The 19,672-nt window shown below is 74.9% G+C and carries 18 protein-coding genes; 10 read left to right on the top strand and 8 right to left on the bottom strand.

The genetic code is table 11. The annotated features are described in order from the left end of the window. Positions 1-54: 54 nt before the first annotated feature. On the top strand, positions 55-468 hold the full coding sequence (locus ACFV8H_RS13980) for a hypothetical protein (protein WP_380399430.1): 414 nt from the start codon (positions 55-57) through the stop codon (positions 466-468). Positions 469-600: 132 nt separating this feature from the next. Continuing rightward, on the top strand, positions 601-1,353 hold the full coding sequence (locus tag ACFV8H_RS13975) for a thioesterase II family protein (RefSeq protein ID WP_380399428.1): 753 nt from the start codon (positions 601-603) through the stop codon (positions 1,351-1,353). 82 nt (positions 1,354-1,435) lie between these two features. Here ACFV8H_RS13975 and argJ read toward each other — a convergent pair whose 3' ends face one another. Next, positions 1,436-2,590 (bottom strand): bifunctional glutamate N-acetyltransferase/amino-acid acetyltransferase ArgJ, encoded by a 1,155-nt coding sequence (gene argJ / locus ACFV8H_RS13970; RefSeq protein ID WP_380399426.1) that lies wholly within the window; start codon positions 2,588-2,590, stop codon positions 1,436-1,438. A 299-nt stretch (positions 2,591-2,889) separates the two neighbouring features. Here argJ and ACFV8H_RS13965 point away from each other — a divergent pair, with 299 nt between their 5' ends. Continuing rightward, positions 2,890-4,128 (top strand): styrene monooxygenase/indole monooxygenase family protein, encoded by a 1,239-nt coding sequence (locus ACFV8H_RS13965; protein ID WP_380399424.1) that lies wholly within the window; start codon positions 2,890-2,892, stop codon positions 4,126-4,128. A gap of 46 nt (positions 4,129-4,174) precedes the next feature. On the opposite strand, the gene ACFV8H_RS13960 is transcribed toward ACFV8H_RS13965, so the two are convergent. Then, complete coding sequence (locus ACFV8H_RS13960; protein ID WP_380399422.1) at positions 4,175-5,665, bottom strand: carboxylesterase/lipase family protein; 1,491 nt, start codon at positions 5,663-5,665, stop codon at positions 4,175-4,177. A gap of 218 nt (positions 5,666-5,883) precedes the next feature. Between ACFV8H_RS13960 and ACFV8H_RS13955 the strand changes: the two genes are divergently transcribed. The 5 genes from ACFV8H_RS13955 to ACFV8H_RS13935 all read left to right on the top strand — a co-directional run bounded on the left by ACFV8H_RS13955 (position 5,884) and on the right by ACFV8H_RS13935 (position 10,833). After that, on the top strand, positions 5,884-6,930 hold the full coding sequence (locus ACFV8H_RS13955; protein WP_380399420.1) for a TIGR03617 family F420-dependent LLM class oxidoreductase: 1,047 nt from the start codon (positions 5,884-5,886) through the stop codon (positions 6,928-6,930). Between the two features lie 212 nt (positions 6,931-7,142). Further along, on the top strand, positions 7,143-7,571 hold the full coding sequence (locus ACFV8H_RS13950) for a hypothetical protein (RefSeq protein ID WP_380399418.1): 429 nt from the start codon (positions 7,143-7,145) through the stop codon (positions 7,569-7,571). Further along, positions 7,568-9,358, top strand: coding sequence for a GMC family oxidoreductase (locus ACFV8H_RS13945; protein WP_380399417.1), 1,791 nt, complete (start codon positions 7,568-7,570; stop codon positions 9,356-9,358). Before ACFV8H_RS13950 ends, ACFV8H_RS13945 begins: the two co-directional genes overlap by 4 nt. Next, positions 9,355-10,197, top strand: coding sequence for a hypothetical protein (locus tag ACFV8H_RS13940; protein ID WP_380399415.1), 843 nt, complete (start codon positions 9,355-9,357; stop codon positions 10,195-10,197). Before ACFV8H_RS13945 ends, ACFV8H_RS13940 begins: the two co-directional genes overlap by 4 nt. 162 nt (positions 10,198-10,359) lie before the next feature. Then, a complete protein-coding gene (locus tag ACFV8H_RS13935) occupies positions 10,360-10,833 on the top strand; it encodes a hypothetical protein (protein ID WP_380399413.1) in 474 nt (157 codons plus the stop codon). On the opposite strand, the gene ACFV8H_RS13930 is transcribed toward ACFV8H_RS13935, so the two are convergent. The 5 genes from ACFV8H_RS13930 to ACFV8H_RS13910 all read right to left on the bottom strand — a co-directional run bounded on the left by ACFV8H_RS13930 (position 10,799) and on the right by ACFV8H_RS13910 (position 15,124). Then, positions 10,799-11,842, bottom strand: a complete 1,044-nt coding sequence (locus ACFV8H_RS13930; RefSeq protein WP_380399412.1) for a bile acid:sodium symporter family protein — start codon at positions 11,840-11,842, stop codon at positions 10,799-10,801. The genes ACFV8H_RS13935 and ACFV8H_RS13930 overlap by 35 nt on opposite strands. Continuing rightward, on the bottom strand, positions 11,839-12,156 hold the full coding sequence (locus ACFV8H_RS13925; protein WP_380399410.1) for a hypothetical protein: 318 nt from the start codon (positions 12,154-12,156) through the stop codon (positions 11,839-11,841). The genes ACFV8H_RS13930 and ACFV8H_RS13925 overlap by 4 nt, the downstream gene beginning before the upstream one ends. Beyond that, positions 12,153-13,037 carry an oxaloacetate decarboxylase gene (locus ACFV8H_RS13920; RefSeq protein ID WP_380399408.1) on the bottom strand — a complete coding sequence of 295 codons (885 nt, stop codon included), beginning with the start codon at positions 13,035-13,037 and terminating at the stop codon, positions 12,153-12,155. Before ACFV8H_RS13920 ends, ACFV8H_RS13925 begins: the two co-directional genes overlap by 4 nt. A gap of 423 nt (positions 13,038-13,460) precedes the next feature. Next, positions 13,461-14,336, bottom strand: a complete 876-nt coding sequence (locus ACFV8H_RS13915; protein WP_380399406.1) for a class I SAM-dependent methyltransferase — start codon at positions 14,334-14,336, stop codon at positions 13,461-13,463. A 236-nt stretch (positions 14,337-14,572) separates the two neighbouring features. Then, complete coding sequence (locus ACFV8H_RS13910; RefSeq protein ID WP_380399404.1) at positions 14,573-15,124, bottom strand: PadR family transcriptional regulator; 552 nt, start codon at positions 15,122-15,124, stop codon at positions 14,573-14,575. A 147-nt stretch (positions 15,125-15,271) separates the two neighbouring features. Here ACFV8H_RS13910 and ACFV8H_RS13905 point away from each other — a divergent pair, with 147 nt between their 5' ends. Beyond that, complete coding sequence (locus ACFV8H_RS13905; protein WP_380399402.1) at positions 15,272-16,612, top strand: MATE family efflux transporter; 1,341 nt, start codon at positions 15,272-15,274, stop codon at positions 16,610-16,612. Between the two features lie 65 nt (positions 16,613-16,677). Here the strand turns inward: ACFV8H_RS13905 and ACFV8H_RS13900 are convergent, their stop codons facing one another. Continuing rightward, positions 16,678-17,166 carry a flavodoxin family protein gene (locus ACFV8H_RS13900; protein WP_380399400.1) on the bottom strand — a complete coding sequence of 163 codons (489 nt, stop codon included), beginning with the start codon at positions 17,164-17,166 and terminating at the stop codon, positions 16,678-16,680. A 1,061-nt stretch (positions 17,167-18,227) separates the two neighbouring features. On the opposite strand from ACFV8H_RS13900, the gene ACFV8H_RS13895 reads away from it, so the two are divergent. After that, the gene (locus tag ACFV8H_RS13895; RefSeq protein WP_380399398.1) at positions 18,228-19,610 is read left to right on the top strand and encodes a serine hydrolase domain-containing protein; all 1,383 of its coding nucleotides are present in this window, start codon (positions 18,228-18,230) and stop codon (positions 19,608-19,610) included. The last annotated feature ends 62 nt before the right edge of the window (positions 19,611-19,672 follow it).

Here is a 19,672-nt window from a genome sequence, read left to right as displayed (position 1 = left end):
CCCGGGCTCTCGGTCGGGGCGCTGGCGCGGTACGAGCCGGAGGACCTGCTGACCGTGGGCGTCCCGCAGTTCACCGTGGCGGCCGAGCACGATCTGCTGGCCCGCAAGGAACTCTTCGGGCTGACGACGCTCAGCACCCCGTCCGCGACGGAGGACCGGCTGCCCGGCCTCCAGGTCGGCGGGCTGCCGCTGTTCGCCGACAGCGCGCGCCAGAAGGCCACCGCGACCTTCGGCGCCCGCGGGTTCCGGGCTTCCGCGGTGACGGCGATCGGGATCGCGGCGGGCGGCGCGGCCGTGTCGCGGCCGCCGTTCCTGCAGCGCCACGTCAGCGTGGAGTTCGGCGGCCCGTTCGGCTTCCTCGCCGTCCACCGGCTCTCCCGGCTGGTGCTGGCGGCGGGCTGGGTGACCGAGCCGGACGCGGCGGTCGACCCCTGGGCGGACCGGTCGGAGGAGGACGAGGACTGGTGAGGACGGGCGGGTGTCGGTGCGGTGTCCGGAGTGGCGGAATCCGGGTCGCCCGCCGTAACCGCCCCCGGTGGTGCGGGTGCACTGCGAGACTGGGGTGAGCAGAGTCCGTCACGGAGAGAGGTCACACCCCGCATGCCCAGCAGCGCAGCCGTCGACAACCCGTGGTTCCGCCGGTTCAACCCGTCCGACTTCGCTCCCGCCCGGATCGTGATCTTCCCGCACGCCGGCGGATCGGCCAGCTACTACATGGACTACACCAACGCGCTGGCGCCGTACGCCGACGTGCTGGCCGTCCAGTACCCGGGTCGGCAGAACCGCTACGCGGAGCCGACGATCGACTCGGTGCCGGAACTCGCCGAGCAGGTCTACCAGGAGCTGCGCGGCTGGATGGACCGCCCGGTCGTGTTCTTCGGGCACAGCATGGGCGCGGCGGTCGCCTTCGAGGTCACCCGCCGCTTCGCCCGGGACGGCCTGGCCGGGCCGGAGCGGCTGTTCGTCTCGGCCGGCCGCGCGCCGTCGCTGCCCCGGGACAGCGCGGTGCACCTGAGGTCGGACGACGGCATGCTGGAGGAGATCGTCCGGCTCGGCGGTACGGACGAGCGGATCCTCGACGTGCCGGCCCTGCGCGAGCTGATCATCCCGGCGCTGCGGGCCGACTACACCGCCATCGAGACCTACCTGGCCGCGCCGGACGCCGTCGTCCCGCAGCCGATCACCGCCCTGGTGGGGGAGACCGACGCCAACGCAACGGTGGAGCAGGTCGCCCAGTGGGAGCGGCACACCACCGGGGGGTTCAGCCTGCGGGTCTTCCCGGGCGGGCACTTCTACCTGGCGGAGCAGATCGACGCCGTGGTGCGGCTGCTCACCGCGCACCTGCGGGGCTGACGGTACGTCGCGTTCCTGTCCCGGCCCTGGTTCCGGCCCCGTCCCGAGGGGGAGCGGGGCCGGGCCGGGACGTACCGGGCCGTCAGGTGGTGTAGGCGGAGTTGAGCCGGACGTACTCCTCGGTGAGGTCGCAGCCGTAGACGGTGAAGGCGCCGTCGGCGACACCCAGGTCGATCCGGATCACCACCTCGTCGCCACCGAGGTAGCGGCGGGCCGCTTCGAGCAGGGCCTCGCCCGGCTCCTCCGGGTACATCGGGAGCTCGTCGAAGCCGATCCGGACGGCGGCCGGGTCGATGTCGGTCTCGTCCCTGAGCTTGCCGACGGCCATGGTGATGCGGCCCCAGTTCGGGTCGGCCCCGTGCACGGCGGCCTTGACCAGCGGGGAGTTGACCACGCTCTTGCCGACGCGCTTGGCCTGGGCGGCGTCGCGGGCGCCGGTCACCCGGACCTCGATCAGCTTGGACGCGCCCTCGCCGTCCGAGGCGATCGCCCGTACGAGGTGCAACGCGCACTCGTCCAGCGCCTGTTCGAAGGCGGCCGGGTCGACCGGGCCGGCCAGTCCGTTGGCGAAGAGCGCGGCGGTGTCGCTGGTGGAGGTGTCGGTGTCGATGCTGAGCGCGTTGAAGGTCCGGTCCATGACGCGGCGGAACAGGGCGTCGAGCCGGTCGGCGGGGAGGTCGGCGTCGGTGAAGAAGAAGGTCAGCAGGGTCGCCATGTCGGGTTCGATCATGCCGACGCCCTTGGCGATGCCGACCAGTACGGCGTCGCCGCAGCGGACCCGGACCTCCTTGTGGTGGGTGTCCGTGGTCATGATGGCCTTGGCCGCGGCGGTGTAATCGGCCTCCGGGAAGGGCCAGTTCAGGGCGGAGAGCCCGGCGCGGATGCCGTCCATGGGGTACGGGCGGCCGATCACGCCGGTGGAGGCGATGACGAGCTCCTTCGGGGGGATCCCGACGATCCCGGCGACCCGGTCGCGCACCTCGGCGGCGTTGTCCGCCCCGGTGCGCCCGGTGGCGACGTTGGCGTTGCGGGACAGCACGACCATCCCGCGACAGGCCCCCAGGGCGGCCGCCCCGCGGCTGAGCAGGACGCTCGGGCCGGCGAAGCGGGAGCGGGTGAACACCGCGGCCGACCGGCAGGGGACTTCGGAGACGACGGCCGCGAAGTCGTCCTCGACGTCCTTGAGGCCCATGTTGGTCGTGACGGCGCGGAAGCCGCGGGGTGCGACGGGCTGCATGGTGGATCGATCCCTCTCCGAGTGGTCCCGGTGCGGCGCGCGGTGGGCGACCTCGAGCCGGGAGTCGGTGAATAGATTTGCGGAGAACTGAATACATCAAACATCTCGGCATGGTCAATGAGTTATCTCGGTGCATGACTATGCGAACGGGTTCGATGGTCGGAGCGGCCCGCACGAGGGCCCCGCGTTCCGTCGCGTCCGGCCCCTGCCGGTGGCCCGGCGGCTCGACTACTGTGCCTGGTTGATGGACCGTCAACGGATCGTCAGCGGATCGTCGACAGAGCCAGGGAGGCCGCCGCATGCGCCGGATCGCCGTCGTCGGAGCGGGCCAGGCCGGCCTCCAGCTCGCGCTCGGGCTGCTGGCCGACGGCTGCGAGGTGACACTGGTCGCCGAGCGCACCCCGGACCAGCTGCGGGACGGGCGGGTGCTGTCCACCCAGGCGATGTTCGGCCCGGCGCTGCGGATCGAGGCGGCGGCCGGGCTCGACCTGTGGGCGGCCGAGGCCCCGGCGGTGCACTCGGTGGACGCGGCGCTGGTGGTGCCGCCGGGCGTCCGCGCGCTGGAGTTCACCATGACCCTCGACGAGCCGGCCCGGTCCGTCGACCAGCGGATCAAACTGTCCCGCTGGCTGGAGCTGTTCGCCGAGCGCGGAGGCCTGGTCGAGTACCGCTCCCTGGACCGCGCCGGACTGCACGAACTGGCCCGCCGGCACCAGCTGACCGTGGTCGCGACCGGCCGCGGCGAGCTCGCCGGGATCTTCGAGCGCGACCCCCGTCGCTCGCCGTTCGACCGGCCGCAGCGCGCCCTGTCCTGCCTCTACGCGCACGGCGTCGGGGCGCCCGACCCGGCCGCCGGGCCCAGGGCCCGGATGCACGCCCTGCCCGGCCTGGGCGAGCTCTACCTCCAGCCGGCCCTGACCCGCACCGGCCCGTGCGACATCCTGCTCTGGGAGGCGCTGCCCGGCGGCCCGCTGGACGTGTTCGGCGACGGGCCCGCGCCCGACGTCCACCTCGACCGGATCCGCGCCCTGCTGGCCGAGCACCTGCCCTGGGAGGCGGAGCTGTGGCGGGAGGCCGAGCCGACCGACGCCGGGGCCGGGCTGTGCGGCGCTGTCACCCCGACCGTCCGCCGGCCGGTGGCCGAACTGGGCTCGGGCGTCGACGCCGTGCACGTGCTGGGCGTGGGCGACGCGGTGGTGGTCAACGACCCGATCACCGGCCAGGGCGCCAACGGCGCCGCCCGCGCGGCGCAGGCGTACCGGCGGGCGATCCGCGAGCACGGCGACGCCCCGTTCACCGCGGACTGGATGTGCCGCACCGCCGAAGGGTTCTGGCAGCGGCACGCCCGCCACGCCGTCGACTTCACCACCGCCCTGCTGACCATGCCGGACCACCTCCAGGGCGTCTTCGCGGCCGCGGCGGAACACCCGGAGGTCGCCTGTCGGCTGGCCAACACCTACGCCGAGCCGAGCGACCACGCCGCCTGGCTGGCCACGCCCGAGCTGACCGCCGGGTACCTGGCCTCGGTCGGGCGCTGAGCGTCCATACGGGCGGGGGGAGGACCCCGCCCGGGCCGGGGGAGCGTCAGACCAGGTCGAAGCGGGTCGGGCCGCCCTGCGCCCAGATGCCGCGGGAGGCCTGGTCCGGGTAGCGGACGGTCTCCGAACGGGCGCCCAGGACCCGGGTGAGCTGCTGCTCCGGCTCGTGGGCGGCCCAGCCCGGGTCGCCGGTGCCGACGAAGCGGACCCAGGCCTGCTGGAGCTCCCGGGAGACCGCGACGGCCTCCGGGGCGGGCGGGTCGCCGAGGAAGTGCCGGCCCATCGGGCTGTCCAGGGAGCCGAAGGCCAGCGGGACGTCCAGGCCGTGGCAGGCGCCGAACACCCCGCCCAGGGCGGGGGCCGGGTAGGCGAGTCGGAAGAGGTGGGAGGTGCCGCCGGCCGCCGTGTTGCCCTCGGCGAGGTGGAGCGAGGGGATCCGGAACAGCGCGTCGGAGAAGACGGCCTCGACCAGGGTGTCGGGCGTGGCGCCGGGGAAGGCGGCGCGGTAGGCGTCCGGGCCGCCCGGGTGCGGGGCGAGCAGCGCCAGCGCGGTGCGGGCGTCCTCCTCGGTGAAGGCGCCGTGCCGGCCGGCCAGGACGGCGAACAGCCGGAACTCCTCCCGGGCGTGACCGACCAGCAGCTCGATGCCCTCGGCCCGTCCGGCGGCCAGTGCCGTCCAGGGCTCCTCGGTGAGGAGCTCGCCGTCGACCACCGGCACGGTGGGGACGCCGGTGTGGGCGAGCCGGCCCCAGCGCGCGAGGTGCCCGGGGAGGGCCGCGCCGAGCCCGGTGACGGCCTCGGCCAGCTGCCAGGGGTCGGTGGCGGCGAGGCCGGCCGCGGTGGGGGCGGTGCCGAGCCGTTCCGCCAGGGCGGCGGTGATCTCGGCGGCCAGCGCGGGGGTGGCGAGGTTGCCGCCGACGGAGTGGGCGATCGCCCGGTGGAACAGGCCGCGGGCCCGCGGCACGGCCAGCAGCGCGGCCACCGAGGAGGCCCCGGCCGACTGGCCGGCGACGGTGACCCGGGCGGGATCGCCGCCGAACGCGGCGATGTTGTCCCGCACCCACTCCAGGGCCGCGATCTGGTCGAGGAAGGCGCGGTTGGCCGGGGCGCCGTCGAGGAGGGCGAAACCCTCGGCGCCCACCCGGTAGTTGACGGTCACCACGACCAGGCCGGCCCGGGCCGGCTCGGTCGGGTCGTACAGCGGGTCGCCCGCGGTGCCGGAGATGAAGCCGCCGCCGTGCAGCCAGACCAGCACCGGCAACCCGGCCGAGTCCGGGTGCGGGGTGCAGACGTTGAGCGTCAACCAGTCGGTGCCGGTGGTCGGTTCGGCCTGGAGGGGGCCGGACTGGGGGACGACGGGGCCGTACGCGACGGCCTCGCGGACGCCGTCCCAGGGCTCGGGCGGTACGGGGGCGGCGAAGCGGAGCGGGCCGACCGGGGGCCGGCCGTAGGGGATGCCGCGGAAGGCGGCGAGGCCGCGGTCCACGAAGCCGCGGACGGTTCCTGCGGTGGTGCGGGCGACGGGCTGCACGAGCACGGGACGCTCCTCCCTCGGAATGCCTCCGGCGTTGTCGGTCAGTTGTACATCAGCCGGATGGGCGCTGCGTACGTCCTGGAGGCGCTGTACGACGAGGAGGTCCGGCCGGCCCGTGGCGGCGTGGCAGGCTGGGCGGGTACTGCCGCCGCACGGCACCGCACCAGCCCGGCACCGCACGGCGCGAGCCAGGCCCCAGCCCCGCGACCAGGAGCACCCGCATGGACCGATCCGCCGCCCTCCGCCTCGACGCCACCGCCTCCGGGCACCCGGCCGGCATCCTCGACGCCGCCGAACAGGCCGAACGCCGGGGCATGGACCGGCTGGTGGTCGCCGAGACCGCGTACGACCCGTTCCTCCAGCTCGCCCGCGCGGCCGACCGCACAGCGTCGATCGAGCTGGCCACCGGCATCGCGGTGGCCTTCGCCCGCACCCCGATGACGCTGGCCTACCAGGCCTGGGGGCTGCACGCGGCCTCCGGCGGACGGGCCGTCATCGGGCTGGGCTCGCAGGTCAAGCCGCACATCGAGAAGCGCTTCGGGATGCCCTGGGACCGGCCGGCCGCCCGGATGCGGGAGTACGTGCACGCGGTGCGGGCGATCTGGCACAGCTGGCAGACCGGTGAACGGCTGCGGTTCCGGGGCGAGTTCTACACCCACACGGTGATGACGCCGGTGTTCTCGCCCGACCCGGTCCCCTCCGGGGTGCCCCGGATCCTGCTCGCGGGCGTCGGGCCGCTGATGACCCGCACCGCCGGGGCGGTGGCGGACGGCTTCCTCGCGCACCCGTTCTCCTCCACCGCCTACCTGACCGAGCAGGTGCTGCCCGGGCTGGTCGAGGCGCGGGCGCGGGCGGAGGCCGAGGGGGCGGAGTGGACCGGGCGGCCGTTCGAGACCGTCGGCAACGTGCTCACCGCCACCGGCCGGACCGAGGAGGAGCTGGCGGCCAACCGGGCGGGGGTGCGCGAGCGGCTGGCCTTCTACGCCTCCACCCCGGCCTACCGCCCGGTGCTGGCGCAGCACGGCTGGGAGGGGTTGCAGGAGGAGCTGCACACCCACTCGGTGCGCGGGCGCTGGGCCGAGATGACGGCGCTGATCTCGGACGAGGTGTTCGACGCCTTCGCGGTCTCCGGCACGGTCGAGGAGGCCGCCCGGGAGATCCACCGGCGGTACGCGGGCCTGGTCACCCGGCTGTCCGTCAACCTGCCCGAGGACGCGGATCCGGCGCTCGGCCTGGACGTGCTGGCGGCGGTGCGCGCGCTGGGCTGAGCGGAATCGGTCCAGGAACAGCCGTGGAGGGGCGGCACTCGGTCGTGAACTGATCAAGATGCGTCACATTCGGGCAAGCCGCCCTCGGTGCTCCGCCCGGGAGGGAGGATCACGCTGAGCAGGCGGACCGTGTCCGATGGGCAGCGGTCTGTCATGTCTTGGCCATCCGCTCCTGGCCGTCCGCCGACGATCCCGGGGGTGCCCGCGTGTCCGTGTCCGACGATCGCACCGCAGCCGACGACCCGTACGGGCCCTGGGGGCCCGCCGAGGAGGACGAACTCGCCGACCTCGACGAGTTCCTGCGCGTCAGCGCCGAACTCACCGGCTTCGACGTCCCCGAACTCCGCGCCACCGGCATGGCCGACGAACACCACCGCACCACCCTGGCCCACCGGGTCCGCGACGAGCACGCCCTGGTCCACCTCTGGTACGTCGGCGCCTGGCCCGGCGAGGCCCCGAGCTCCACCCGCGCCCACGACCACGGACTGGTCTGGCGGACCTTCCGGGGCAGCCCGCCCGGCGCCGCCGCCCCCGGGTACGGCAGCTGGGCCGAGGCCCCGTCCGGCAGTGCCGCGTCCGGAGGCGCCCCGTCCGGCAGTGCCCCGTTCGGCGGCGCGTCGTCCGGAGGTGAGCAGCGGTGAGCGCCCACTGGGACGCCGTCGTGGTCGGGGCCGGCTTCGCCGGCAGCCTGGTCGCCCAGCGCCTCGGCGCCCGGGGATGGCGGGTCCTCGTCCTGGAAGCCGGCCGGACCGCACCGGGCAGCGCCGACACCTCCGCCGCCCACCGCGCGGCCGGCGGCGGCCCGCCCACCTCGCCCTACCCGCACAACCCCGACGCCCCCTCACCCGACGTCACCGACCTCACCGGCCACCCGGACGGCGGCTACACCGCCGACGGGCACCTGCGCCAGTACGGCCCGCTGCCCTACGCCAGCGGCTACCTGCGTGCCAACGGCGGCACCGGACTGCTCTGGACCGGCCTCACCCCGCGCATGCACCCCGAGGACTTCCGCACCGGCGACCTCGGCCGCGGCCGCAGCTGGCCGATCGGCTACCACGACCTGGAACCCCACTACCGCGACGCCGAACAGGAACTCGGCGTCGCCGCCGACGCCGAGGAACAGCGCCGCGCCGTCGGCCTGCCCCTCCCCGCCGGCTACGCCTACCCGATGCGGGCGATCCCGGCCAGCCACCTCGACCGGCAGCTGGCCCGCGCCCTCGACGGCCGGACGGTGCGCGACCCCGCCATGACCGACCCGGCCCGGCTCGCCGTCACCCGCACCCCGCACGCCCGCAACGGCCTGCCCACCCGGCCCGGCACCGGCCACGGCGCGCCCTGCGCCGGGAGCGCGAGCTGCGTCCCCGCCTGCCCGGGCGGCGCCAAGTACACCCCGCTGCGTACCCAGGCCCGCTGGGCGCCCGCCGTCGAACTGCGCACCGAGGCCGTGGTCAGCCGGGTGCTCGCCGACCCGGGGACCGGACGGGCCACCGGGGTCGAGTACCTGGCCGGCGGCACGGCGCACCGGGTGACCGCCGACCTGGTGGTGATCGCCGCGCACGCGATCGAGAACGCCCGACTGCTGCTGCTGTCCGGCCTGGCCAACCGCAGCGACCAGGTCGGCCGGAACCTGATGGACCACCCCGCGCTGCTCACCTGGGGGCTGATGCCCCGCCAGGTCGGCCCCTACCGGGGGCCCGGCTCCACCAGCGGACTGGAGGCCTTCCGCTTCGGCGGGGCCCGCCGGTACCGGGCGCCGTTCCGGATCGAGATCGGCAACTGGGGCTGGTCCTGGGCCGGCGGCGACCCGGCGACCGAGGCCGTCGCGCTGCTCGCCGCCGGGCTGCGCGGCAAGGAGCTGCGCGAACGCCTCGGCGACCGGCTCGGGCGGCAGTTCTCGCTCCAGTTCGAACTGGAGCAGCCCGCCGACCCGGCCAACCGGGTCACCCTCGACCCGCAGCGGCGCGACCCGCTCGGCCTGCCCGCCCCCGCGATCCACTACGACCTGGACGGCTACGTCCGCGAGGGCATGGCCTCCGCCCGGGCCGTCTCCGACCAGCTCTTCGCCCTGCTGGGCGCCGAGGACCACACCGCCTACCCGGGCGCGGGCTGGCCCGGACGGCTGGAGCACCGCGGCGCCGTCCACGGCTACCGGGGAGCCGGCCACGCCGGCGGCACCCACCTGATGGGCGATTCCCCCGGCAACTCCGTGGTCGACCAGTGGCAGCGCTGCTGGGACCACCCCAACCTGTACGCGGTCGGCTGCGGCTCGATGCCCTCGCTCGGCACCTCCAACCCCTCGCTCACCATGGCCGCCCTCGCGCTGCGCAGCGCCGAGCGGATGCACCAGGACCTGCTGGAGCTGCGGCGGCCGGCCGCCCTCTCCCCGCCCCGCACGCCCGTACCCCCCTCGTTCTCGGAGCCCTCATGACCGGCCTGCCGCTGCCGCCCGTCCCGGAGCCGTACCACCTGCCCTTCCACTACGGCGCCTTGCACAACATCGGCGTCGACTACCTGGTGGACCCGGAACGGGCCCGCCGGCTGCTCGACAAGCGCCACCCCGGGCTGAGCGTCGCGACCTTCGACGGCGGGGCCTGCGTCTCGCTCAACTACCAGCTGTACTTCGCCCAGTACCCGAACGGCGGCGGCATCACCGAGGAGCTGGAGATCAACCTGATCGCCCACCCGGTGTTCGCCGAGGAGCGCATCCCGGTGGTCAACTACGGCCAGTACGCCCGGGGTTACGACCAGACCAAGCTGCTCGGCATCGCCCGGCTGCACGTGCTGTGCGACAACCCGCTCGCCATCGACGCCGGGCGCCGACTGTACGCCGAACCCAAGCACCCCGGCTGGTTCGAGACCACCCTGCCCTCCCTCAACGCGGCCGCCGTGCGCGAACGGTGGAGCATCTCCTGCCGCCGGGGCGAACTCGGGGCGGAGGGGCTGCGCCGCCACCAGGAGGAGATCCTCGCCCTGGACGTCGACCTGGTCGGCCTCACCCCCGAGCCGGTGAACAACACCCCGATCACCGGCTACGGCACCGACGACGAGGGCCGGCTGCTCGCCGGACCGCTCAACGTCCACCAGCCGTACCGCTACTACGCCCTGGACGACCGCACCGCCGACCGGGTCCGGCTCGACCTCGGCAACCCGGCCGAGGAGGCCGCCCGCGACCTCGCCCAGCTGATCGGCGAGGCCCCGGCGGCCGGCGTCTGGACCTACCAGTCCGCGCCGGTGGCCGCGCACCACCGCGCCTACTACGTCCGGTGACGGCACGCCCCTTTCCGGTCGGCAGCACCGCCGTGCGCCGGGACGTCGTGGACGGACGGATCTGGACGGCCATGCCGTACACGGTGCTCAGCACGGCGCCCGCCCGCCGGGAGTGAAATCGCGTCGCGGGTCAGGACGGGCCCCGCTAGTCTCGCGTCCGACATGGACGACACCCACGAGATCGACGGGCTGGGCGACTTCGAGGCGCTCGACCACCTGCACGAGCCCGGGGCCTACCTGCGGCTGGCCCGACGGACCGCCCAGCCCGGGGTGCTGCGCGTGCTGGCCCGGTGCGAGTACTCCTTCGTCTGGCACGAGATCGCCCGTAACTCCGCTGCGCCCGTCGATGTGCTGGTCGCCCTCGCACCCCGGCGGCACGACAGTTGGGACGACAACTGCCTGCTGCGGTTGTTAGCCGCCCGCCCAGAGCTCACCGGCGAGGCCCTGGACGGGGTGGTCGAGCTGGTGGCCGAGCGGCTGCGGGACGGCGAGCGGCCGTACGCCGCGGTGCTGCTGCTGGCCCGGCGGCCGGAGCTGACGGAGGAACGGCTGAGCCGGCTGGGGCACCTGCCCGGTGCCTCCAGCCGGCTCCGCCGGGGGATCAGCCGTGCGCTGGCGGCCCGCCCGCCGGGCTGAGTTCGGCCGTGGGCTGCCCGCCGGCCGCGGCCGGCTCGGGTGCCCGGGCGGCCCAGCGCCCGGCCAGGACGGTGCCGACCACCAGTTGGAGCTGGTGGTAGGCCATCAGCGGCAGCACCATCACCCCCGCCTCCGACCCGAACAGCACGGTGGCCATCGGCAGCCCGTTGGCCAGGCTCTTCTGCGAACCGCACAGCATCGCCGCGATCGCGGCCGGGCGGTCCAGCCCCAGCCCGCGCGCCCCGAGCCCGGTGGCCGCCAGGGTCGCGGCGAGCAGGGCCAGCAGCACCACGACCATGCCGAGCAGGGCGAACGGCGTCGCCTGGTGCCAGATGCCCTGGGCCACCGCCGCGCTGAACGCCGTGTAGACGACCAGCAGGATCGAGCCGCGGTCCACCGGGGTCAGCAGCCGTTTGTGACGGGCCACCAGGCCGCCGATCCACGGCCGCAGCACCTGCCCCAGCAGGAACGGCGCCAGCAGCTGGAGCCCGATCCGCAGCAGCCCGTCCGCCGACAGCCCGGCGTGCGAGCCGAGCAGTCCGGCGACCAGCAGCGGGGTGAGCACCAGCCCGGCCAGGCTGGAGTACGTCCCCGCGCAGATCGCCGCCGGGACGTCGCCCCCGGCGGCGCCGGTCAGCGCCACCGAGGACTGCACCGTGGACGGCACCAGGCAGAGGAACAGCACCCCGGCCTGCAGCTGTTCGGTCAGCGGAACCGGCGTCAGCAGCGCGGTGGCCAGGCCGAGCAGCGGGAAGAGACCGAAGGTGGCGGCGAGCACCAGGCCGTGCAGTCTCAGGTGGCGCAGCCCGGCCAAGGTCTCCCGGGTGGACAGCCGGGCGCCGTACAGGAAGAACAGCAGGGCCACGGCGAGGTCGCAGGCGGTTGCGGCGAACCGGGCCCCGGCGCCGGAGGCCGGGAACAGCGCGGCCAGGCCGACCGTGCCCGCCAGCGCCAGCAGGTACGGGTCGAACCTGCGCCACCACGGTGGGCGCCGGGCGCGGGCCGTCACGGCCCACCTCCGCCGCCGACCGGGCTCCCGGCAAGGCCCCCGGTCAGGCTTCCGGCCAGGCCCCCGACCAGGGACCCGGCGCCGTCGTGGTCGCTGCCCGCGGAGCCGCCGCCCTGCTGGAGGTTGGCCGTGCGGTCGACCTCCAGCCAGGAGTCGGCGTGCGAGTTGTCGACGACCGTGATCAGGCTGCCGCCCGCGGCGGCCGGGGCCGCGCCGACCGCGAGCAGGGCGCACGCCCCGGTCAGCCCCAGGACGGTGGCCCGCAGCGCGGCGGCCGCCGAGGACGGGGCGGGCCGGCGCGGCCCGGGGCTCAAGCCGTCACGTCCGCGAGCCGCCGGGAGCGCGTGATGTTGCGCTCCAGCAGTTCGGTGGACTCCCGCACGCCGACCGGCTTGGCCAGCTCGGCCTGGGAGGGCAGGCGCCCGTCGGCGCTCTTGAGGCCGGTGAGCGCCTCGTCGATCGCCCGGTGGGCCGCGAACAGGCACGGCGTGCTGTAGATCGCGACGTCCACCCCCAGCTCGGTGAGCTCGGTGAGGGACAGCCGGGGGGACTTGCCGCCCGCGATCTGGTTGAACAGCAGGGGCTTGTCGCCGACCTCCTTGCGGATCCGGCGGATCCACTCCTCGCTGCGCACGCCGTCCACCAGGACCACGTCGGCGTCCGTCTCGGCGAGCGCGCGGGCGCGGCGCAGGATGTCCGCCTCCTCGGTGGCGTCGGTGCGGGCGACCACCAGGAGGTCGGTGCGGTCGGCGAGGACGAGTTCGAGCTTCGCCAGGTACTCCTCCAGCGGGAGGACCTGCTTGCCGTCGGCGTGCCCGCAGCGGCGCGGGCGCTTCTGGTCCTCCAGGATCACGCCGGAGGCGCCGATGGCCTCCAGCCGGCGCACCACGTGGCAGGCGACCTCGGGATCGACGTAGCCGTCGTCGATGTCGACCAGAAGGTGGTGCGAGGGGAACGCGCCGCGCAGCCGTTCGACGAAGGCGACCATGTCGGGCCAGGCGATGAAGCCGATGTCCGGCAGGCCGTAGTACGAGGCGGCGAAGCCGAAGCCGGAGACGAACATGCCGTCGTAGTGCTCGGCCGCGATGGAGGCCGAGTACATGTCGTGGACGCCGATCAGGGGCGTGGTGCCCTGGTCCGCGATCGCCGCGCGGAGCCGCTGCCCGGGGCCCGCGGAGGTGGAAGCGTGGAACATGGGTCTCTCCTGACTCGCAAGGATTTTGCCTGAACTTGGCTTTCTCAAGACCAAATCGAGGTGCCATCACTATGCGGTCTTTAAAGGTCCATGGGCAAACCTTTAATAGAGATTCACCCATGTGAGTGAACGAATTTTCGACAATGCGTCAGTCATATGAAGTAAACATTCCGGGTCCGATCTGAGTTCGATCCGAGTCCGGATGACGGCCGGGTGACGGCGGTGCCACGGGCCGCTCAACGGCGCGCGGCGGCGCCGCAACGCGAACCGCCGCCGCAGCGGGCGCTGCGACGGCGGTGGTGGCGGAGGTGGTGGTGGGGCTCCGGCGGGCCCCCGGGACGGTGTCCGGGGGCGTCCGGGGGCGCGTCGGATCTGTCGGGATCGCGCCGGAGCGGGGCCGGGGCCGGGGCTGCTCCGGTGGGGTCAGGCGCTCGGGGTGGGGCGCACGGCGCGGCGTTCGCGCAGGGTGCGCAGGACCCGGCGGGTGGCGCGGGTGGCGACCGGGGGGAGGAGGTCCAGGGCGATCCGGCGGGAGGCCGAGCGCTGGAGCTGGGCGGGCGTCTTGACCTGGTAGTTGAGGCGGAGGACCTGGTGGCCGGCGATGGTGTCCTCGTCGACGGCGTAGTCCTCGGCCCGCCAGTCGCGGGCCAGCAGGGTCCGGCGGGCGGCCGCGGCGTCGCCCCAGGTGCCGTAGAACTTCATCGGGGTGAGCAGCACCGGCTGCAGTCCGCCGGTGAAGACGGCCTCCCAGACGGCGGCGGAGACGCCCGGGGTGTGCTCCGAGCGGTAGTCGTCCAGCGAGATCAGACCGTCCTCGGCGAGCGCGGCCCGGGCCACCAGGATGTCCCCGCTGACGTGCTCGTACAGGTGCGAGGCGTCGACGTGGACGAAGCGGCAGCTGCCCGCCGGGATCCGGCCGTCGGCCAGCACCGAGGTGGGGGCCTGGACGATCTCGGGCAACTCGGCGTGGAAGGCGAGGTAGTTGGACTCGAAGGCGCTGCGGGTCAGGGTCTTGCGGTAGGACATGGACATCTCGGCGGCGTTCTCCGCGTCGGAGGCCTCGGAGTCGAAGAGGTCGCAGACGGTCAGCCGCTCGCCCGGCCGGAGGTGGTCCCCGAGCAGGACGGCGCTGCGGCCGAGGTAGCTGCCCAGTTCCAGGATGTCCCCGCTGACCCCGGCGGCCGTCTGGGCGGACAGCAGATGGGAGAACGCGGCCCGGTCCAGGCCGAAGAACCAGCCCGGGATGTCGTCCCGCCTGAGCGGGGCGGGGCCGGTGGCTGCGGTCTCTTCACTGGGCACGGCTGCCTCCAGGGGGCGGGCGGGGCGCGGTGGTGGATCACGCCGGCGGAGGGTCGCCGTGGTCGTGAGGCAGGCCATCATAGCCACGCCCGGGCCGCCCTGGGGCGGGTTCGGAGGGCGTGGTTCCGCGCCGGGGCGGGGCCGTTCGACGTGCCGTTCGGGCCGGTCGCCCGCGCCCCTTGGGGCGCCCGGGCGGTTCGGGCGCCACCGGTCCGCGGTGAGGCGCTGTCAGGGGGTCACCGCGGACCGGTGCCGCCCGCGGCGCCCTCCAGCCCGGCGATGGTCTCGGCCAGCCAGGCGCGTTCGGCGGCGCCGGAGGCCCGGGCGACCAGCAGCATGCCGCGCCGGAACGGGTTCGGCTCCCGCTCGGCGGTGACCGGTCGGCCGTCCCCGTCGTAGAAGAAGCTGCTCGGCGCCTCCAGGAAGTCCAGTCGGCGCCGGAGCACGGCGGCCTGCCGGGCCGGGTCGGCCAGGTGGTGGAGGAACGCGGCGAGGGTGAAGAAGCGGATCTGGTCGGTGATCTCGGCCTGTTCGGGGTCGGCCAGTCGCCGCAGCAGCTCCGCCCGGCCCTCCGGGGAGAGCTCCAGGGTCTGGCGCGGCGCGGCGCCGCTGCCGGGTTCGGTGCGGCGGTGCAGCAGGGCGGCCTTCTCCAGCCGGGTGATCGCGGGGTAGAGCGCGCCGTCGCTGACCGGACGGACGTGACCGGCCAACCCGGTGATCCGGGACTTGAGTTCGTAGCCGTGCAGGGGCTGGTCGTACAGGAAGCCGAGGATCGCGAGGGTCAGCACGGTCGGAGCCCTTTCGTCGGAGTGCGCCCCATGATGCGCCCCGTACCGCGGATGATGCTACCTCTTGTCGAGGTGCCTCGAATCGATGTATATCCATTCGAGGCAGTCACTCGCTCCGGTGCGGGTGGCGCGACGATGGGGGGACCCGTGCGTGAACAGTCCGTCCGGCTGGCCTTGTTGGCCGGACCGGTCTACGCGGAACTGCTGTCCGGAGTGATCGCCACGGTGATCGGGACGCTCTGGGTGGCCGGCCTCGGCGGGGCCGCCGTCGCCGCCGTCACCCTGGCCGGAACCCTGGAGAACCTGCTGCTCGGACTCGTCCTGGTGGTGTCCTCCGGCGTCAGCGTCCGGCTCGCCCGGGCCCTCGGCGCCGGGGACCGGGACGAGGCCGGGCGGATCACCCGCGCCGCCTGGCGGCTCTGCGCGCTCGGCACCCTCGCCCTCGCCACCCCCGGCTTCCTGCTGCGGGACCGGATCGCGGAGGCCTTCCTCGACGGCGAGGCCGCCGCCAGGGCCGCCGAATACCTCACCGTCGCCTTCCCGGCCTTCGGGCTCTTCTTCGCCCAGCGGGTCGCCGACGAACTCTTCAAGGGCACCGGCGACACCCGCACCCCGATGCGGATCGCGCTGCTCTCCAACGCCCTGCTGCTGGTCCTCGACCCGCTGCTGATCCTCGGCGCCGGCCCGCTGCCCGCCCTCGGCGTGCCCGGCGCGGCGCTCGCCCTGACCGCCTCCCGGGCGATCGCCCTCGCCGTCACCCTGCGCCTGCGGCCCCGGGTCGGCGGGCCGGTCCGGGGCGTCGGCCCGGCGGCCGTCGGCATCCTGCGGGCCGGCGCGCCGTTCGGGCTGGACTTCACCGCCCGGATGGCCGTCGGCACGGCCCAACTCGCCCTGGTCGCGGGCTTCGGGGTGGCGGCGGTGGCCGGGTACGGCATCGGCTACCGGCTGCTGCTCCTGCTCACCATGGCCTTCTACGCGCTGCGCCAGGCCGCCGCCCTCCGGGCCGCCCACCTCGCCGGGGCCGGTGCGCCCGAGCCGCTGCGCGACCTCCGGCGCGCCACCGTCCGGCTCGCCGTCGGGCTGGGCGCCGCGGCGGCGCTGCTGGCGGCGGGCGCGGCCGGCCCGCTCACCGCGCTGTTCACCGACGACCCGGCGGTGACCGCCCAGGCCACGGGGTTCCTCCACCTGACGGCCCTCTACCTGCTGCCGTACGCCCCGGCGGTCGCCCTCGGCGGCTACCACCAGGCGACCGGGGCCGGGCGGGCGTTGGTGGTGTCGGCGGTGTTCGGGCTCGGTGGGCAGTTGGGGGCGGCGGTGGTGCTGTCGCACTGGTGGGGGGTGGACGGGGTGTGGGCCGGCCAGGGGGTGGGCGCGGTGGTGCAGTTGGTGCTGTTGGTGGTGCTCACCCGGCGTCGGGGCAGGGGAGCAGTCCGGGAGGTGCGGGTGGCGCGGGCCCGGGCGCGGGTGTCGGGCCTCCGGGGCAGGTAGGCGGTCCGGTGGTCGGGCGGGGGCCCGGCCACCGGACCCGGGGTGCGGGGCTCAGGACGTCGGGCTCAGGACGTCGGGGTGGTCGCGGTCCGCAGGCGCTCGGCGAAGGCGTGGGCGGCCGCGAGGTCGCGGCTGTCGGGGCGGTGCTTGTTGATCCCGCCGACCAGGCGGAACGGGAGCCAGGTGTCGTGGCCGCGAGCCGTGAAGCCGTCGACGACCCGGAAGCCCTTCGCCGCCAGGGCGCGCTCCGTCGGCCGGGTGAAGGGGCGGAAGCCGGGTTCGGGCAGGCCGCTGGTGGCGAACACGAAGGCCCGGCAGGGGTGTTCGGCGGACGGGAGGACGGACGGAACGGTGCTCACGAAGCGCCGCAGGCGCGGGTGGAGGCGGCCGGTGAAGACGCCCGAGCCGAACCCGACCAGGTCGTAGCCGGTGAGATCGGCCGGGTCCAGCTCCTCCGGTGCGACCACCGGCGCGGCCAGCGGCCGGGCGATCGCCTCGGCGATCCGCCGGGTGTTGCCGTGGGACACCGAGACACACACGATGACGGCCTTCATGGTGAGGACGCTCCCTTCGTTCTTCGTCGTGCAGGTACCGGGTGGACCGGGCAGCGCGGCGGAACGTGACATCGGGGGGTCGTGACATCGGGGGTCGTGAGCCGCCGCGCGGCGCGCGGCCCGGCCCCGGTGCGCCGTCGAGCCCCGTGAGCCGTCCCGAGCCGCCGTGCGCCGTTGCGGAACGCGAGTCCCCCGGTACGGCGCACCACGATGCGCCGCCGGCTCCGGGAACACCGCGCGACACGTCCGAACCACAGGCCCTTTCCTTTCACCTCCGATATCCTCCGTCGCATTTCCGCACAGCCGTCCCGAGCGTCATTGTGGCCACTCTGCGATGTCGGCGGAAATCTGGTTCCGGCCCGTCGGGATCCGACGGCCACGGTTTCGGCCAACCAATTCACAGGCGTCATCAGGGGTTCCGCCCGTGGTCGGGAGCCACATCAGGGATTTCGCCGGTCCGTTTCCCATGAGAATTGCTTTCCGTTCAATCGGAAGGGGTTGCGAGCGGGTGATCCGCCGTGAAGACTGTTCCGCGTTCGTCTTTCGAACGTTCGGTCCGTCAAGGATTGCGCTGTCTCCCGGGGCCGTTGCGGAGAGGGTTCCGCACGGTGGTCGCGGGGGAGGGGCGCAGGGGGGATTGCGATGCCGGGTGGGGCGACCCTGCGGGGTGCGGGCCGACGGGCCCGCAGGCCGGAGTGTCCGGGGTGCCAGTCCGGTCCCGTCGGCCCGGGCCGGGTATTCGGCCGCGCGGGGCTTTCCGGGTAGCGGGAAAAACGGGTCGTATTCGTGCCGTCCGGCCGCCGCGCGCCGTCGTGGCCCGGAACGCCCCCGCGTGCGCCGTCGTCGCGCCGTGTCGCGCCGGGAGGCGCCCCCATTCCCGTTCGTGTCGGGCCGGTTGCTGCCGGACGGCGTTCGGTCGATCGCGGTGTGCGCGCGGTACTTCGCGCTGCGCCGCGCCGCCGGCCGTAAATCCGGCAGAGCGTTCCTCGGCAATCCGGAATTCCTTCACGGGCGCGCCGTCGCGTCCGCACCCGAGAACCAGTCAACGGGAGCCACCGCCCATGCCGTACCCCGTTTCCGCGCCGGTCCGCGAGCGCGTTCCGCAGCTGCTGCGGCGCGAGTTGCAGCACCGGCTCGACACACTCGCGCGCCGCCACCGGGTACCCGGGGCCCAACTGGTCCTGGACACCGGGGCGGAGGTCGTCGCCCTGCACACCGGCGTGGCCGACGCCGCCACCGGCGCGCCCCTCACCGGGGACACCGCCGTGCCGGTCGGGTCGCTCACCAAGCCGTACACCGCGGCCCTGGTGGTGCTGCTCGCCGACGACGGGGACCTCGACCTCGACGACCGGGTCGCCGCGCACCTGCCCGAGTTCCGCCCGCTCCATGATGTGACGATCCGTCAACTCCTTGGCCACACCGGCGGACTGCCCACCGGGCCGGACTCCGACACGGCCGCCCGGAGCACCGCGGCGCACTACCTGGCCGCGGTCTGCACCGCCCGGGACGCGCTGTTCCCGCCCGGGACGGGCTTCTCCTACTCCAACGCCGGCTACGTCGCCGCCGGGCGCCTGGTGGAGACGGTGACCGGGATGCCCTGGCCGGAGGCCGTCGCGACCCTGCTGCTGGAACCGCTGGACACCGTGCCCGCCTTCCTCGGTCCGCTGCCGGCCGGGCCGGTCACGGCGGGGCGCCCGCTTGCCGCCGGACACGCCTTCAACGCCGCGACCGGTCGGGTCCGGCCGGTCCGGCAGAACCTGGCCCCGGTGGAGGCGCCCGCCGGGGCGCTGCTGCTGAGCGCCGCCGACCTGGCCGCGTTCGGCGCCGCCGCGATCGGCCGGGCCAAGGCACTGCCCGCGGACGTCGCCGACGAGCTGCGCCGCCCCCAGCCCGGGGCCCGCCCGGGTGCGCTGGCAGACAGTTGGGGCGCGGGCCTGGCGCTCTACCGGCAGGACGGGCGGCTCTGGTGCGGCCACGACGGCAACGCCATGGGCACCTCCTGCCACCTGCGGGCCGAACCGGACGGCGGGACGGTGGTCGCCTTCACCGGCAACGCGGGCAGCGCCACCGCACTCTGGCGGGAACTCGCGGCAGAACTGGCCGAGTTGACCGGAATCGCGGTGCCCGCCGCGATCGCCCCGGTGGCCGCGGGGGAGCGCGAACCCCGGGGCGTCCCGGCCGAGCCGGCGGAATGCGCGGGCGACTACCGCAACGGCGGGATCCGGTACCGCGTCGAGGCGGCGCACGACGGAGGGCTCACCCTCTCCGTGGACGGCGACCTGCCGCTCCCGCTGCGCTGCTACGCCGACCTGCGCTACGACCTGATCGCGCCCGACACCGGCCGGCCCGAGCCGGGCGGGTGGTTCCACCGCGACCCGGCCACCGGGGTGGTCGACCTGGTGCAGGTGTCCGGGCGCACCGCGCGGCGGACCGGGCCCGCCTGAGCCGCCGCAGGCCGCACCTGCCGTCGCACCGCCGTCGCACCGCCGCCGTACGGCCGCCGTAC

The sequence above is a fragment of the Kitasatospora sp. NPDC059827 genome (assembly GCF_042731675.1).
Taxonomy (GTDB): Bacteria; Actinomycetota; Actinomycetes; order Streptomycetales; family Streptomycetaceae; genus Kitasatospora.
This window is presented reverse-complemented; position numbering and strand designations above follow the sequence as displayed.